Origin of the sequence: Flavobacterium algoriphilum (assembly GCF_048158655.1) — a bacterium.
GTDB classification, from domain to species: Bacteria; Bacteroidota; Bacteroidia; order Flavobacteriales; family Flavobacteriaceae; genus Flavobacterium; species Flavobacterium algoriphilum.
Window position 1 is genome coordinate 386,576 of sequence record NZ_JBLNKY010000001.1, and the last position, 17,002, is coordinate 403,577.

A 17,002-nucleotide genomic window follows, 5' to 3' on the forward strand; every position below is an offset into this window, starting at 1 on the left:
TTTATAAAAAAGTAAGTTTATTTACTTTTGTACCCAAAAAAAAAGATAACATGAAAGGTGTATTATTAGTAAATCTTGGTTCTCCAGAAAGTCCAACTCCAAAAGACGTAAAACCATATTTAGATGAATTTTTAATGGACAAATACGTAATTGACGTTCCATTTTTGTTACGAGCATTATTAGTTCGGGGCATAATTTTACAAACAAGACCTAAAAAATCAGCCGCCGCTTACGCCAAAATATGGTGGGACGAAGGCTCTCCTCTTGTGGTTATCTCCAAAAGAATGCACGAGAAAGTAAAACAACTGGTTGATATTCCGGTTTCCTTAGCGATGCGTTATGGAAATCCATCTTTATTATCTGGTTTACAAGAATTGCATGATAAAGGTGTGAATGAAGTGTTGCTTTTTCCATTGTATCCACAACATGCAATGGCTTCTACGACTACCATTCTGGTACTGGCCGAAGAATTGCGTAAAAAGCACTTTCCAGAAATGAAATTTACTATTGTTCCTGCGTTTTACAACAAACCAGATTATCTCAAAAACTTGGCAGATTCCATTAAAGGTCATCTAGAAGGTTTTGATTACGATCATTTATTATTCTCCTACCATGGAATTCCGGAGCGTCATATTCGCAAAACTGATATAACAAAATCACATTGTAAAATTGACGGTTCATGCTGCAACACGCCGTCGCCGGCACATGAGTTTTGTTACCGCCATCAATGTTATGAAACGACCAAACAAGTTGTAAAATTGCTGGGAATTCCAGAAGGAAAATACAGCCAGACCTTTCAATCGCGTTTAGCGGGAGACAAGTGGTTGACGCCTTACACGGACGTTGAAGTTAACAAAATGCCGGAAAAAGGAATTAAAAATCTTGCCGTTGTAACGCCTGCTTTTGTATCTGATTGCTTAGAGACTTTAGAAGAAATAGCCATGGAAGCCAATCATGAATTTAAGGCTCACGGAGGAGAAAATTTTAAAGCGATTCCATGTTTGAATGATGGGGACGATTGGTGTAAAACCGTGAGTAACTGGATTACGAATTGGTCTAACGCATCTTCGTCAGTTAAACTTGACTCCGAAAAAACAAACGCTTAAATGGCTGTTAGCGCCGATGAATTAGGAACACAAGGCATCAAAAAACTCTTGATAAAGCAAGCGGTTCCGTCCTCTATTGGTATTTTATTCATGTCGGTTAATATTTTAATCGACACCATTTTTGTTGGACAATGGATTGGCTCTTTAGCCATTGCGGCAGTAACTGTTGTATTGCCCATTACCTTCTTGATTTCCTCTTTGGGAATGGCAATTGGCGTGGGTGGAGGATCTGTTCTTTCCAGAGCATTGGGAGCGAATCACAAGGAAAAAGCATTGCACACTTTTGGGAATCAAATTATGATGACGTTTTTATTGTCCTCTATTTTTGTGATTATTGGTGTGTTTTTTAGTGATGAAATGCTGTTGCTTTTTGGTGCCAAAGGTGAAATAATAAAACCCGCCAAGGAATTTTTCTTTCCAATACTCATCAGCGTTCCTTTTCTTGCACTTTGCATGATGGGAAACAATATAATCCGGGCAGAAGGCAAAGCCAAATTTGCTATGATTGCCATGATTATCCCTGCTTTTGTAAATATTATATTGGACATTCTTTTTATAAAAGTGATGAATTTAGGCATGTTTGGGTCCGCATTGGCTTCAGCAATATCCTATTTTATGTGCTTTATATTTGTGTTATGGTTTTTTATTTTTATAAGCGAATTAAAATTAAAAGCGAGACATTTTAAATTTAAAATCCCCATTGTAAAAGAAATTACAGAACTCAGTTTTGTGACTTTTTCAAGACAAGGCGTAGTGAGTATTTTAGCTATAATCATAAACCATACTTTATATTCCTACGGAGGTGAACATGCTATAGTAATTTATGGAATTATCAGCAGAATGTTGATGTTCGCATTATTTCCGATTCTGGGAATTACGCAAGGTTTCCTGCCTATTGCAGGCTTTAATTATGGTGCTCAAAATTATGATAGAGTTAAAGAAAGCGTATTGCTTTCCATAAAATATGCTGCTTTTTTAGCCACGCTTATTTTTGTTGTTATTTTGATTTTTGCCAAACCAATCGTGGCTATCTTTACCACAGATCCTCTCGTTATTGCTCAAACTCCCGAAGCGTTGCGCTGGGTGTTTGCGGCTTCACCAATTATAGCAATCCAGTTAATTGGAGCTGCCTATTTTCAAGCTGCAGGAAAGGCAAAAAAAGCAATCCTTTTAACGTTAAGCAAACAAGGATTTTTCCTAATTCCATTAGTGCTGATTCTACCAAATTTTTTAGGTATTTTTGGAGTATGGATTGCATTCCCAATCGCCGATATTTTATCAACGATTCTCACTGGTTATTTTTTAAAAAAAGAAATGAATACAAAATTGATTCAAACTAACGATGGAATATTATAATTACCTAAAATCTTTACACCTCATCTTTGTAATTACATGGTTTGCAGGATTATTTTATATTGTTCGCTTGTTTGTTTACCAAATTGAAGCGGCACAAAAACAATCGCCAGAGAAAGAAATCCTGCAAAAACAATACAAAATAATGACCTATCGCTTGTGGTATATTATCACTTGGCCTTCGGCTGTTTTAGCGAGTATATTTGCCTTTTCATTACTTTATCTGAATCCTAGTTTAATTCAGTTAGATTATATGCAAGTAAAATTTGGCTTTGTTTTTGCACTTTATTTATACCATGGAAAATGCCAGCAAATTTACAATCATTTGCAAAATGATGAAATAAAATACAGTTCAAACTTTATGCGGTTGTGGAATGAAGGTGCGACCATAATTTTATTTGCAGTCGTTTTTTTAATCATTGTCAAAGATGCAGTGAACTGGATTTATGGTGTAATTGGAATCTTTTTGTTTTCCATTTTAATTATGTTGGGTTTTAAATTTTACAAACGGATTCGACAAAGAAATCAATCTTAATTATGCTTAATAGTTTCAAAACAACAATGCTTTCATTGCGGGTTAGGATTTTCCTTTCTATGATTGTATTGATAGTTATGGCTTCCATTCTATTAGCTACTATTTCTATTATTCAATTTAAAAACGAAGCCAAAGAATACCATCAAGAACGTTTAGAACGCAATGAAAATGCAGTAAAGCAACACATAAATTATGTTCTTTCAACAACAACTTATCCACTAACAACACAGAATTTAGGTCTGATTTTTAAAGATAAGATTCATGAATTAGCTCAAATTCACAATATTGAAATCAACATTTATAGCCTAGATGGAAAACTGCTAAAATCATCTAAAGAATCCTTTTCAGTTGATAAAGTATCGCCTTCAGTCCCAAAATACATCCTGAAATTAGTTCGTTCTTCTATTGAAAAAAGGTACGTTGATATCAAAACCATTAACGGTGTTAAAAATCGGTCTTCGTACAGTCAAATAAAAGACGACAAATTTAAACCACTTGGCATTTTGAATTTACCATACGTTGAAGGTGACGAATTTTATGAAAATGAATTAAATAGTTTCCTTATCCGCTTAGGACAAGTTTATTCCTTTATGCTACTTGTTGCTTTTGCGGTTGCTTATTTTCTTTCTTCTTATATCACAAAATCTCTTAAAACAATTTCAGATAAATTAAGTGAGACTAGTCTGTACCAAAAAAACGAGAAAATTGTATTAGAGGCCAATAGCAAAGAAATTAATTTATTGATAAAGGCATACAACGGAATGGTTGATGAATTGGAGAAAAGCGCCATAAAACTAGCGCAAAGTGAGCGAGAAGAAGCTTGGCGCGAAATGGCGAAACAGGTGGCTCATGAAATCAAGAATCCGCTTACGCCAATGCGACTGACGGTACAGAGTTTTCAAAGAAAATTTGATCCAAATGATACTGATATAAAACAAAAGATGAAGGATTACTCCGAAACTTTAATACAACAAATTGACACAATGAATGCGGTTGCATCGGCTTTTTCCAATTTTGCATCAATGCCGGCGCAACAAAATGAAACCTTGAACGTGGTGCAAGTAGTCGAACTGGCCATGGATATTTTCAATGAAGAATATATTGTGTTCCAAAGTGATTCCCCCGAAATTATTTCGAAAGTAGACCGAACTCAACTCATCCGTATTATTACAAATTTGGTTAAAAATGCAATTCAGTCTATTCCTGAAAACCAAGAAGAAAAATCTATTATTGTAACGATAAAAAAAGATTTAAACAACGTTCTGATTACTGTTATGGACAACGGCATCGGGATTCAACCTAAAGACATCAGCCGCATATTCGAACCAAAATTCACCACTAAAAGCAGTGGAATGGGTCTTGGCCTTGGTATTATTAAAAACATTATCGAAAATTATAAAGGAACAATTACCTTTGATACTGAATTTGGAAAAGGAACCACTTTCACGGTTTCACTTCCAATAATTAACTCCTAAAATTACCATCATGAATTACGAAAATCTTTTAATTACGACTGAGAATAATATCGCAACGATAACCATAAATCGCCCTACAAAACTAAACGCTTTGAACAAAGCTACCATTACTGATTTGAACAAAGCTTTCAAAACATTGGCAAAAAACAATGAAATTCGTGCTATTATTCTAACTGGAAGTGGTGAAAAAGCTTTTGTGGCTGGAGCTGATATTGCTGAATTTGCTAATTTTTCCATTGAAGAAGGAATGCAATTAGCGGCTGAAGGACAAGAAAAATTATTTGATTTTATAGAAAATCTAAAAACTCCTGTTATCGCAGCTATTAATGGTTTTGCATTGGGAGGCGGATTAGAACTGGCGATGGCGTGTCATTTCAGAGTAGCTTCCGAAAATGCAAAAATGGGTTTGCCTGAAGTTTCCCTTGGACTAATTCCTGGTTATGGGGGAACGCAACGTTTACCGCAATTGATAGGAAAAGGACGCGCTATGGAAATGATCCTAACCGCAGGAATGGTAACCGCACAAGATGCCTATAGAACCGGGCTGGTAAATCAGGTGGTGCCTGATGCTGAACTTTTGGATTACTGTACTACTGTCGCACAAAGAATAATGAAAAACTCCCCATACGCAGTTGGTAAAGCTATAAAAACCATCAATGCCAATTTCAAAGAAGGCAAAAATGGATATGAAACGGAAATCAAAGCTTTTGCAAAATGTTTTGGGACTACCGATTTTAAAGAAGGAACAACGGCATTTTTAGAGAAACGAAAAGCAGTGTTTACAGGAAAATAATAACACATAATCTCCAAAAAGACGGATTCTTTGATTTACAAAACTTAATTTTGCACACCCGTCTCGCGGAAATAATCCACCATAAAAAAATTTGACTATGTCCTTCCAACCCGTATTTGCCCAATTTTGGGAAAAAGTAAAAGAAAGCATCGAAAATAAAACCTACGCCAAATTAACGCTAGCAAAAACTATTGGCGACACTGAATTGAAAAATATTTATGTGCGTCCTGTGTTGAACGATGACGTTTTTAGTCTTTCGGTTACGGCGCGTTATAAAACCGAAGAAGTAGAAAGTTTCCACACACTTGACGAGGCTTTTATTGTATTGGCTCCCTATATGAACAATCCTTTTTTGACTGCTTTGCTTTTTACTACTGAGAATGATATCACATTCAAACTTAATAAAAAAAGAGTCGGAACCATTATTGAGCAAGCGCCAACTTTTAAAAACGCTTCGGATGTGATTGTGGAAATGAAAGCAAAAGGAATTTCGATTTAAAATTATCAATCAGCAATCAAAATCTTATTTCTCCCCTTCCCATTCCGCATAAAACTGCGAAGTGAAACCTTCCATATAACGGTGTCTTTCCTTTGCAATTTGTTTTCCGGTTTCGGTATTCATTTTATCTTTTAAAAGAAATAGCTTTTCATAAAAATGATTGATCGTTGGAGCATCGTTGTTCTTGTATTCTTCCTTTGTCATTCTGGTATTTGGCGCAATTTTAGGATCATAGAGTGTTCTGTTTTTAAATCCGCCATAATTGAATGCTCTTGCAATTCCAATGGCGCCAATAGCGTCTAATCGATCCGCATCCTGAACAACATCGAGTTCAATTGAAGAGAATTTCTTTTCAAAATTACCGCCTTTATAAGAAATATTAGCAATGATATTCACCACATGAGCGATAATTTCTTTGGTAACATTTTCTGATTCTAGGAATTTTCGTGCTATTTTAGGGCCAATGGTTTCATCTCCATTATGAAATTTACTATCTGCAATATCGTGAAGCAAAGCACCAAGCTGAACAATCGTTGTGTCACAAGCTTCGTTTTTGGATATCAAAATAGCATTTCGATATACTCTTTCGATATGAAACCAGTCGTGTCCACCTTCGGCATTTTCTAGTTTTGTTTTTACAAAAAGAATTGTTTTACTAATTAAATCGGGGTTATTCATTGTTATTTTTTGTAAAAAAAATGTTGATTTCCGAAGACTACCTTCAAAAACCAACATTCATTATTCTTAAATCAAAAATTTAAAGTCTCGCTGGCTCTACCCATTTGAAAATATGAGATTCCTGTGGAATAACTAATCTTTCCGATATTTTTGCCATTCTACCTGGTAATTTCATCAAATAATCACGCGCTTTCTCTGCTTCATCAGTCAAACCGGTAATCTTGTCAATTTCCCATTTGTCAATTAATTTTTGCATAATATCTACATAATCCGCTGCTGTATAGACCCCAATCCTTTGTGCCGAATCAGAAAACTGTTCGAAAGCTGTACTTATTTTTTCACCTGATTCTCTCAAGAAATGCGCTGGCATAACGATTTTTGCTTTCATCATATATTGAAATGCAAGCATCATTTCGCTTGGATCTACCTGAAAAATACGGTTTACAAATTCGCTATACGCATGATGATGACGCATCTCGTCACCAGCAATCATTTTGCACATTTTAGACAATTTGTTATCCCCATATTTCTTAGCCATTTGTGCTACTCTGTTGTGAGAAACATAAGTTGCCAATTCTTGAAAACTGGTATATACAAAGTTTTTGTATGGATCTCTTCCGGTTCCAATATCAAAACCATCGTTGATCAGGTGTTGCGTTGTCATTTCTACTTCGCGCATGTTGACACGACCTGATAAATACAAATATTTATTAAGCATATCACCGTGACGATTTTCCTCTCCAGTCCACTGTCTGATCCATTTAGACCAACCGTTTCGCTCCACATTATCAATCCCCTCTACATCCATTAACCAGGATTCATAGGTTGGTAAAGCTTCCTCTGTAATAGTATCCCCTACTAAAGTCACCCAGAAATCATATGGTAATTCTTTTGCAATTTCACGTAATTCTTTGACCTCATCAAAAAAAGTATCGCTTTGAGAATTAGGCAAAAAATCCGTTGGTTGCCATATTTTTTCTACTGGAATTAGATACTGATCGACAAAGCTATCTACGTTTTTTTCTAAAAACTGCATTACTTCTAATCGAATGTTTTTTATTGACATTATATATAAATTAAATTTTTATTCCTTGAACAACTGCGGTTTCTGTTTTTTCCATTAATTCAGCAAAATTATATTCTTTAACGGCTAATGGTTTATGTACTACAAAGGTAAGGTGATTTCCTAAACCTAAAGGAAAAAATCCGTATTTAACCATTTTCCAAGAATTATTTATGCTTATTGGAACAACATATGCCGATGGCGCATATTTACACAAAATTTTAAAGCCGCTTTGCGCAAACTCCTTTGGCTTTCCTGTTTTACTTCGCGTTCCTTCCGGAAAAATAACTGCCGTACGGTTGTATTTTTCAATATATTCTGACAATCCTTTGATGGCTGGAATGGCTTGTTTAGGGTCTTTTCTATCAATAAGAACAGAACCACCATGACGCAAATTAAAAGATACACTTGGAATGCCGCTTCCTAATTCTTTCTTACTGACAAATTTACAATGAAATCGACGGAAAAACCAAATCATAGCAATAATATCATACATACTTTGATGATTGGAGACAAAAATCAAAGGTACATCTTTAGGAATGCTTTCTATATTTTCAAATTTATAGGTTGTTCCTAAAAGATTCGTACATTTTAATAAGAAAAAATTCAGATAATCAACACTTATTTTATGGGCTTGGTAGCCAAAAAAACGAAAGCAAACCCACTGAATCGGGTGAAAAATAACCAAGGTAAGACCAAAACATAAATAATAAATTATGGATATGGGATACGAAATTAGTTTTTGCATGCTTTAAAAATTTGGCACAAAAGTAAGAAATATATTTTTAGCCCGATTTAAATCGGAAACAATATACAGGCTCAACGTTTAATTGTAACTTTGCCAATCAAAATCTATGTCTTTTTTTTATTAAAATGAACTTCACTTACCCAAAAAACGAAAAGCTAAAAAGTAAAATCACCATTGGATTGTTGTTTTCTGAAGGGAAATCAGTTTCTAAATATCCGTTGCGATTGGTTTACTATTCGGGTGCTTTGACTAAGCCTGAAAAAACAGATGAAAAAATTAAAATGGGAGTTTCCGTTTCTAAAAAACACTTTAAGAAAGCCGTAGACCGCAATTATTTCAAACGTGTGTTGCGCGAAACCTATCGCCTCAACAAACATTTACTGATTGATAGCTTAGACCAGCCTCATGCTTTTATGTTTTTTTACCAAAGCAAGGACCGATTGAGTTATGAAGAAATCAATACCAAAACCATTCAACTGTTTGAAAAATTTTTGGCACAAAACAACAAAAAAGCTTTACTAGAAAGTGACTCCAGTTTAGAAATTAAATAATTCCAATTTTACTAAATAAGACAAAATTGTATTTCCATTTAGTCTTGTATTTTTATTGTTGATTTATTGTTAATTTAGTACTCTCAAATTTAGTCCAAAAAGCCATGAACTTCTTTTTCAAAAAAAAATTCATAATCCCTGTTGTCGCTTCGGCATTTCTTTATGTTGGTGCCAGTTTCAAAGACGATTTTTTTGAAATCGCCAAACAAATAGAGATTTTCACTACTCTTTTCAAGGAATTGAACAAAAACTATGTCGATGAAACTAATCCTGGGGACCTAATGGATAAAGCCATTAAAGGCATGTTAGCCAGTTTAGATCCGTATACCGTTTATTTTAATGAGCAGGATGTGGTCAGTTTTAAAATAAACAATACCGGAGAATATACTGGAATTGGCGCTTTACTTACCCGAAAAGACGGCAAACTCATCGTAAAAGAACAATACAAAAGTTTTCCGGCAGACAAAGCGGGACTTAGAGCCGGTGATGAAATTATTCAAGTAGGAGATATTCTTTTATCTGATTTTAGAGATGATGCATCAGAGTTGTTTAAAGGTGCAAAGAACACTAAAATTGACATCAAATACATCCGTCAGGGAAGACCCTACACCACCCAAATTGTTCGTGATGAAGTGGAAATTAAATCGGTTCCTTTCTTTGGCAAAATAGATGCTGAAACTGGTTATATCGTTTTATCCCATTTCAATAACAAAGCTTCTATAGAAACCAAAATGGCATTGGAACAGCTAAAAAACGAAGGTGCTAAGCGAATTGTTTTGGACTTAAGAGGCAATCCCGGAGGACTTTTGGGTGAAGCTGTAAATATTTGCAATCTCTTTGTTCCAAAAAATGAAATTATTGTAACTACAAAATCAAAGATCGAAAAATACAACAACACCTATAAAACGACCAAAGAACCAGTTGATACTGAAATTCCTTTGATCATTATTGTAAATGGAAAAAGTGCTTCGGCCTCAGAAATTGTTTCGGGAGCGTTACAGGATTTAGATCGTGCTGTGGTTTTGGGAAGCCGTAGTTTTGGAAAAGGGTTGGTGCAAAGACCTGTTGATTTAACGTACGGAACCCAACTAAAAGTGACTATTTCTCGTTATTATACGCCTTCTGGCAGATGCATTCAAGCTTTGGATTATGCCCACAAAGACAAAAACGGGTTGGCTATAAAAACAGAAGAAAAGAATTTTAATGCTTTCAAAACCCGCAAAGGAAGGACGGTTTATGACGGTGGAGGTATTCAGCCCGATGTGGAACTGGACGAAACAAAATTAAGCCCGATAACAAATGCTTTGGTAAAAAACGATGGGATTTTTAATTATGTGACGAGTTATTATTACAAAAATCCAACTCTAGGCAATACCATACCAATTATTTCTGATGCGGATTTCTTAGACTTTAAACAGTTTTTAAAGGCACAAAAATTCTCTTTTGACACCGAAACGGAATTGGCATTGAAAAACACTTTGGCTGTAGCCAAAAAAGAAAAAATAGACGGATCCATCACTGCTGAATACCAACAATTGCTCTCTACTTTACAAAAAAGCGAAGATGCTTTATTGGATAAAAATCAAAAAGAAATCAAGAATTTGATTTTAGAGGAAATCATTAAACGCTACCAATATCAGGAAGGTTTATATCAATATTACATAAAAAATAATTCTGAGATTAAGAAAGCCGTTAGTATTTTAAGCAACACTTCCGAATATAAATCTATTTTGAAATTGTAATGCTTAAATACTTTAAAATAATATTCTTATTGCTTTTTGGACATCTTTCAGCCCAACAGATACCAGTACAAACAGTCTATTTTGATTTTGATAAATATGATCTTTATGATTCACAAATTAAGGCCATAATCGATTTTGCAAAAAAATCAGACACTACAAAAATTGAATCTATACAAATTTATGGCTATTGTGACGACAGAGGTGATAAAGATTATAATTATCAATTATCGACAAGCCGGGTGAAAACAGTTCAGGACCTACTCACTTCCAATGGTTTCAACAAAAATAAAATTGTTGTTATTGAAGGTAAGGGACGCGTGATCTTGAACAAAGACATTGAAGAAAACATCAATGAAACCAGATCTAAAAACAGACGCGTCGATTTGTTTATGGTTAAAAAAAATAGTTTCGGAAAAGGCATTTACAATTCTTTCCAGGACAAGCATAAAGTTGGTGATCGTGTTTATTTAGAAAACATACTGTTTGCTCTTGGAAGCAGCGCCTTGCCATTAGATTCGAAAAAAGAACTAGACAAAATCGCAGCAATACTCCAAAAAAACCAAAAACTAGAATTTGAAATTATAGGGCATGTATGCTGCACCCCAAGTTCTTATAAAGATGCAATAGATGAAGCTACTCATGAAAGAAAACTTTCGTGGAACCGTGCCCGAAATGTCTATTTTTATCTAATCTCCAAAAAAATTAGTCCACAACGAATGACCTACAAAGGTTGCGGGAATAAATTCCCCTTAGGAAAAGGAGAAAAGCTTGATAGAAGAGTTGAATTTGTTATTACCAAACTATAAATTATATTCTCAACATCTCAATATGCGGAATATCATCTTCTAAATACATTTCGCTAGTTTTCACAAAACCTTGACTTTCGTAGAATTTTTTCAGATACAATTGGGCACCGATAGTGATTTTACTTTCGTCGAAATGAAGAAAAATTCCTGCAATAGCTTCTCGCATCAACTCATGACCCCATTTCCTGTTGCGGTAATTTGCATCAACGGTTACTCTTCCAATAGAAGCATTATCAAAACTGATTCCTGCTTTAAAAAGCCGGGCATGAGCCACAATTTTCCCCTCAAACTCGCCAAAGAGATGCAGCGCCATTTTATCCTTACCGTCAAGATCAAGATAAACACAGTTTTGTTCTACTACAAAGATCTCACTTCTTAGTTTGAGTATATCATATAGTTCATGAACAGTAAGCGCCTCAAAAGGCTTAATTTTCCATTCTAATGCCATTTTATTATTCCTTATTTAATTTAAATTAGATTACCTTTTCTCAATTTCAACCGATTTTATAATGGATTCCAATTCATGCATCAAGTCTCGTTTTTCCTTTGAAGGCGCATAACATAAACCTTCCAAAACTAGAACTCTATTAGATTCCTTGTCTATAATGGCATAATTTATAAAAGGGCCCGCCATAAAATCATTTTTCAACTCCCAAGTTCCTTTGGTCTCATAAGCAACTTTTCCGTCAAAAGTAATCTTTGAAAGATAAGGGGCATAAGCTTCTTCGGTAATCATATTCGTATTGGGTTCTGTTCCGCTGATATATAAATTACCTATTGAATCTCGCATTTTTATGATATTTGAAATCAAATTTTGGTTCTTTTTAATGGAGTTTAAAGGAACCTGGTAAATTAGCAAACTTGTATTTCCACCGATGATTTCCTTTTTTAACCACATGAAATTGTTTTTGTGAAGTACATACATATACCCAGAAGGAATCTTTATGGAGATCTGGAATTTATTACTGATCAATTGTGGGTTAAGTAGCAACTGACTATTGATTCTCTGGCTTTCGGCTATTTCTGCCTGCTTGATCAACTGGATCATTTGGGGAGCATTTTTTTCTAAGCATGCTATAATATCAGCCCCAGTTTTTCCTGAAATGTGAAACACATTTTGAGGCGATGCGTATTGGTTTTTCTTTATTTCAAATTTATTTTGCTGTGCCTTCTTTACTACAATAATCGCTCTGGTATCTGTCATGAATCCTTCCAGAAGTTTAACCGGATATTGATTTATAGTAAAAAGTGGTTCTTCTTGTGGTAATCCGATTACTGGCGATGCAAACTTATTTCGAATACTGTCTCCTATCTCACCATTCCATAACTGATCATCAATAATTACTGAAATAGTATTGATTTTACCCTCCGTTTTACGATGTAAATTATCGTTCTTCTTTATACAAGAAAAAAACAAGAAGGGAACAAGAAGGTACAAAAAATGGATTCTATTCATTGATTCGGTTGGGCTATAAAAATGTTAATTACCAAACAAAGAGAAAAAACAGCAACTTTTATAGAAAAAAGCAAAAAACTATTTGTGGCTTTTTTTTAATTGAATGTTCCTAAAATCAATTGGTGAACCTTCATAATTTAAAGAAATCTTTCCTTCTTTAGAAGATACCTCAACACATTCATTTACTAACTTTCCGTTCAAATATTGCGTACATTTTCCGTTGAATGATCGAATGAGAATCGTATTCCATTCTCCATAAAAATTCTCATTACTGCTAAATTTTGGAGAAACTACACTTGCACCAGCCTCAATCATTTTTCTGTTTACTTTTGCTGTTACATTATCTAAAAAAATAAAATCTCCGGTACTATTCTCTTTAATTTGAAATTGAATTCCTTTAGGCCAAATGTGATTGGGTGAATTTATGGGTATGTTGTACATAACTCCACTATTTTTTTTCCCGTCTCCTCTATAAAATTCCTTTTCTATATTCCATCTGAACTCTAAACTTAACTCAAAATTTTTATAAGAACTATTCGTCATTAAATAGCCATTATTCTCGCCATGCATTCTAATCATTCCATCCGTAAACTCATATGCTTTTGATGGTGCTATTCTTTCGTTGCTGTTTTTAGTATACCCATACCAATCATTCATTGAGAAGTTTTTTTGCTTAACAGCACATGAGTTTAGGAATATAAGACCAACAAAAATTATTTTTTTCAATATTACACACTTTATATTTAAAACGGAAAATTTACGCTATTTTATTAGCGGTTGAAATTAATAAAATGAAACTTAAACCATTCTAATTTATCCATTTATTTTTAACTTCATTCCTGGTTTAATATATCCATCTCGAATATCATTCCATTTTTTAATATCTGAAATAGTTACACCAGGATATTTTTTAGCAATGCTAAATAAAGAATCCCCTTTTTTCACACAATACTCTGCTGCCTCTTTTTTAGAAACCGAAGCTATATCTTTTTTCTTAAAAGAACTAGAAGAGACTTTATCCGCCGAAATTACAATTTCATTTTTGGCCACAATCAAAATAGCACCCAAAACGATATTGTGATCTGACAAATTATTCCATTGCTGTAAATCAGTTAAAGTAGTATCAAATTTCTTAGCGATATTCCCTAAATTATCTCCTTTTTGAACCACGTATTCAATGTTTTTTCGTTCTGGATTAGAAGCCAATTCTTCTTCTTTATTAGCTTTAACCTCAGAAATCGCTGCTCTTAAACTTTCAGAAATTGGTTCTAAAGGAACTGTTTTCACTTTTGGTTCTATCCTAACTGTTCTTACGACACTTTCTTTAGAAATGATTTTTAAACTTTTACCGTAAGCAACAGCATTGCTTCTCAATTTATTCCATTTTTTAATATCAGAAACGGCAACGTCATATTTATTGGCTATTTCACTCAGATTATCTCCGCGTTTTACTTTGTAATATTTTGTTTTAGGAAGCATAATCCGTTTGGTGGTATAATTCATGGTATCCCGCGCAGCAATCGCTTTTGCAATCTGAAATGGTTTTTCTCGAAGGTTTAATTCGTGTTCAGCATACCCATAAATTCGGTCTTCATTTGAAACAAAAACAGCAATCTTATCTTGCGGCAATCTTAAAAAATGATTTTCATCATGATAAAACGGAATCACATTTAACTTATACGATGGATTCAGCAACTGCAATTGTGCAACGGGAACATCTAGCAAATCTGAAATTTGTTTAAACGACATTTGCTTTTTAATCCGGATCGTATCTGTTGCAAAATGCTTAATCACCGCTCGGTCCGGTTTTATGCCGTGTTCCTTGTGGTATTCATAAATGTACATGGTTGCTATAAAAGCAGGTACATATCCCTGTGTTTCTTTTGGAAGATTTTTTCTGATGTTCCAATAATTTTGCTGGCCACCTGAACGTCTAATCGCCTTAGAAACATTCCCTGGTCCAGAATTATAAGAAGCTAATACCAAATCCCAATCGCCAAATATTTTGTACATATTAGACATATATTGTGCTGCGGCTTCAGAAGATTTCAGAGCATCACTTCGTTCATCAATATAGGAATCAATCTTTAATTTATATTGTTTTCCGGTTTGATACATAAACTGCCATAGTCCCGTGGCACCAACTCTTGAAACAGCTTTTGGGTTTAAGGCGGATTCTACAACTGCTAAATATTTTATTTCTAAAGGAACATTTTGTTTGGCAAGCGCTTCTTCAAAAAGCGGGAAATAATATTCGGAAATACCCATTAATCGTTCAAAAGATTTCTTTCTGTATTTTAAAAATGATTTGATCATGTTTTCCAGACCTTGGTTGTACTCAATATTAAAAGGTGATTTCGCATCCATCGCCGCCAATCTTTCTTTCAAAAGTTCCGTAGGCAATTCATAATCCACTTTGTCATCGATATTGTTGTTTTTTATATCATCGGTGATATTGTTGTATAAATCTAAGTGAGTCAATTCCTTCATCCAAAGGCTATCAACACGGGATGCAATTTCATTTTTTACGAAGGTTTTCTTGATGGAATCTAAATAAGATAATTTGGGTTCTACTTTTAGAATTTCGTTGTTTTCGACAATTTCTTGGGAAAACATTGCGGTTGACAACAATAGAAAAAACGATGCGGCTGTATTTTTTATATTCATATTTTAATGATCAAATGCCTATATTTCAAACGATTACATTAGTGTTTTTTACAAACATAATAGGTTAAAACTGAAAATTTATTTAAATATTGTTAAAAATGCATTTTACAGTTCATTTATCAAGAATTTTCTGTGATTTCATTATAAAAATTACTTTTAAAACACAATTCATTAAATTTTTAAAACTAAAAAAAACCTTAGCGACAAATAGTTTATCGCTAAGGCTTCTTAGTATTATAGATACGGTATTTTTAAATCTGGATTACAGCTTAAAAGAAACCCTTTTTTAATCAATTTATTAGTCCAATATCGCAGCAATTCCTGGCAATACTTTTCCTTCAAGCATTTCTAACATGGCTCCTCCACCAGTTGAAACATAACTCATTTTCTCTTCTAGTCCAAATTGTTTTACTGCTGCTACTGAGTCTCCTCCACCTACAAGTGAGAAAGCGCCGTTTTCAGTTGATTCAGCGATAAAATTTCCAAGTGCAATTGTACCATTGGCAAAACTTTCCATTTCAAAAACGCCTAATGGGCCATTCCAAAGAATAGTTTTAGAATCCATAATTACTTTTTTGAAGTTTTCCAATGATTTTGGTCCTGCATCAAGTCCTTGCCATCCGTCGGGAATTTCTTTAACATCTACAATTTGAGTATCGGCAGTATTTGAAAAATCATTTGCTGCAACAACATCAACAGGAATGTGAATTTGAACTCCTTTTTCTTTTGCTAATCTCAATATTTCCAGTGCCAATTCTAGTTTGTCGTCTTCACAAATTGAATCACCAATTTTACCTCCTAGTGCTTTCACAAAAGTAAATGTCATTCCACCACCAATAATCATGTGGTCTACTTTATCAAGAATATTCTCGATAACGGTAATTTTAGAAGAAACTTTAGATCCCCCAAGTACTGCTGTTACTGGCTTTTCACTGTTTTTCAAAACTTTGTTCAAACTTTCGATTTCTTTAGCCAATAATAATCCGAAACATTTTTCAGTTGGGAAGAACTGAGCGATAATTGTAGTTGAAGCGTGTGCTCTGTGTGCCGTTCCAAAAGCGTCGTTTACATAAATATCGCCTAATGACGCTAATTCTTTTGCGAAAGCAACATCTCCAGCTTCTTCTTCGCTATGAAAACGTAAATTTTCCAATAATAAAACTTCTCCAGCTTGTAATTTTCCCACAGCAGTTGCAGCTTCCACACCAACACAGTTTGAAGCAAACTGAACTGGTACTCCAAGCACTTCTGAAGCTGTTTTTAGAATGTGTTTTAATGAATATTTTTCTTCAACACCTGATGGTCTGCCTAAATGCGACATCAAAATTACGCTTCCGCCTTGAGCAAGAATAGCATCAATTGTAGGTTTTGCAGCTTCGATACGAGTGGCATCTGTTACATTGAAATTTTCATCCAATGGCACATTAAAATCAACACGTATTATTGCTTTCTTAGTTGCAAAATTAAAATCGTTTAAAGTTTTCATTAAGTATATTTTTAGTTTGTTTTTTGAAAGAATAACAAATATAG

General features: G+C 34.2%; 17 protein-coding genes. 9 read left to right on the plus strand and 8 right to left on the minus strand.

The genetic code is table 11. The annotated features are described in order from the left end of the window. The first annotated feature begins 50 nt into the window (after nt 1-50). The 6 genes from hemH (at nt 51) to ACM55G_RS01690 (ending at nt 5,761) form a co-directional block, all read left to right on the plus strand. On the plus strand, nt 51-1,106 hold the full coding sequence (gene hemH / locus ACM55G_RS01665) for a ferrochelatase (RefSeq protein WP_416842165.1): 1,056 nt from the start codon (nt 51-53) through the stop codon (nt 1,104-1,106). Beyond that, the gene (locus tag ACM55G_RS01670; protein ID WP_416842166.1) at nt 1,107-2,462 is read left to right on the plus strand and encodes an MATE family efflux transporter; all 1,356 of its coding nucleotides are present in this window, start codon (nt 1,107-1,109) and stop codon (nt 2,460-2,462) included. Then, entirely contained in the window at nt 2,449-2,994 is a 546-nt protein-coding gene (locus ACM55G_RS01675; RefSeq protein WP_126563547.1) for a CopD family protein, read from the plus strand. The genes ACM55G_RS01670 and ACM55G_RS01675 overlap by 14 nt, the downstream gene beginning before the upstream one ends. Nucleotides 2,995-3,053: 59 nt before the next feature. Continuing rightward, nucleotides 3,054-4,469, plus strand: coding sequence for a sensor histidine kinase (locus ACM55G_RS01680; protein ID WP_416842769.1), 1,416 nt, complete (start codon nt 3,054-3,056; stop codon nt 4,467-4,469). A 10-nt stretch (nt 4,470-4,479) separates the two neighbouring features. After that, nucleotides 4,480-5,262 (plus strand): enoyl-CoA hydratase/isomerase family protein, encoded by a 783-nt coding sequence (locus tag ACM55G_RS01685; RefSeq protein WP_416842167.1) that lies wholly within the window; start codon nt 4,480-4,482, stop codon nt 5,260-5,262. A gap of 97 nt (nt 5,263-5,359) precedes the next feature. Next, the gene (locus tag ACM55G_RS01690; protein WP_416842168.1) at nt 5,360-5,761 is read left to right on the plus strand and encodes a hypothetical protein; all 402 of its coding nucleotides are present in this window, start codon (nt 5,360-5,362) and stop codon (nt 5,759-5,761) included. 24 nt (nt 5,762-5,785) lie between these two features. Here the strand turns inward: ACM55G_RS01690 and ACM55G_RS01695 are convergent, their stop codons facing one another. From ACM55G_RS01695 to ACM55G_RS01705, 3 genes are all read right to left on the minus strand, one after another. Beyond that, a complete protein-coding gene (locus ACM55G_RS01695; RefSeq protein WP_416842169.1) occupies nt 5,786-6,439 on the minus strand; it encodes an HD domain-containing protein in 654 nt (217 codons plus the stop codon). A 79-nt stretch (nt 6,440-6,518) separates the two neighbouring features. Continuing rightward, nucleotides 6,519-7,505, minus strand: a complete 987-nt coding sequence (locus ACM55G_RS01700) for an acyl-ACP desaturase (RefSeq protein WP_416842170.1) — start codon at nt 7,503-7,505, stop codon at nt 6,519-6,521. 10 nt (nt 7,506-7,515) lie between these two features. Continuing rightward, nucleotides 7,516-8,250 (minus strand): lysophospholipid acyltransferase family protein, encoded by a 735-nt coding sequence (locus tag ACM55G_RS01705; protein WP_416842171.1) that lies wholly within the window; start codon nt 8,248-8,250, stop codon nt 7,516-7,518. Nucleotides 8,251-8,375: 125 nt separating this feature from the next. Between ACM55G_RS01705 and rnpA the strand changes: the two genes are divergently transcribed. From rnpA to ACM55G_RS01720, 3 genes are all read left to right on the plus strand, one after another. After that, nucleotides 8,376-8,801, plus strand: a complete 426-nt coding sequence (rnpA, locus tag ACM55G_RS01710) for a ribonuclease P protein component (protein WP_416842172.1) — start codon at nt 8,376-8,378, stop codon at nt 8,799-8,801. Nucleotides 8,802-8,905: 104 nt separating this feature from the next. Next, nucleotides 8,906-10,543 (plus strand): S41 family peptidase, encoded by a 1,638-nt coding sequence (locus tag ACM55G_RS01715; RefSeq protein ID WP_416842173.1) that lies wholly within the window; start codon nt 8,906-8,908, stop codon nt 10,541-10,543. After that, a complete protein-coding gene (locus tag ACM55G_RS01720) occupies nt 10,543-11,349 on the plus strand; it encodes an OmpA family protein (protein ID WP_416842174.1) in 807 nt (268 codons plus the stop codon). Before ACM55G_RS01715 ends, ACM55G_RS01720 begins: the two co-directional genes overlap by 1 nt. 1 nt (nt 11,350) lies before the next feature. Here ACM55G_RS01720 and ACM55G_RS01725 read toward each other — a convergent pair whose 3' ends face one another. From ACM55G_RS01725 to ACM55G_RS01745, 5 genes are all read right to left on the minus strand, one after another. Beyond that, nucleotides 11,351-11,797, minus strand: coding sequence for a GNAT family N-acetyltransferase (locus ACM55G_RS01725; RefSeq protein WP_416842175.1), 447 nt, complete (start codon nt 11,795-11,797; stop codon nt 11,351-11,353). A 30-nt stretch (nt 11,798-11,827) separates the two neighbouring features. Beyond that, nucleotides 11,828-12,805, minus strand: coding sequence for a DUF4837 family protein (locus tag ACM55G_RS01730; RefSeq protein ID WP_416842176.1), 978 nt, complete (start codon nt 12,803-12,805; stop codon nt 11,828-11,830). A 78-nt stretch (nt 12,806-12,883) separates the two neighbouring features. Then, the gene (locus ACM55G_RS01735; RefSeq protein ID WP_416842177.1) at nt 12,884-13,462 is read right to left on the minus strand and encodes a 3-keto-disaccharide hydrolase; all 579 of its coding nucleotides are present in this window, start codon (nt 13,460-13,462) and stop codon (nt 12,884-12,886) included. Between the two features lie 156 nt (nt 13,463-13,618). Continuing rightward, nucleotides 13,619-15,472 (minus strand): LysM peptidoglycan-binding domain-containing protein, encoded by a 1,854-nt coding sequence (locus ACM55G_RS01740; RefSeq protein ID WP_416842178.1) that lies wholly within the window; start codon nt 15,470-15,472, stop codon nt 13,619-13,621. A gap of 298 nt (nt 15,473-15,770) precedes the next feature. Next, nucleotides 15,771-16,958 carry a phosphoglycerate kinase gene (locus tag ACM55G_RS01745; RefSeq protein ID WP_416842179.1) on the minus strand — a complete coding sequence of 396 codons (1,188 nt, stop codon included), beginning with the start codon at nt 16,956-16,958 and terminating at the stop codon, nt 15,771-15,773. Between the last annotated feature and the right edge of the window lie 44 nt (nt 16,959-17,002).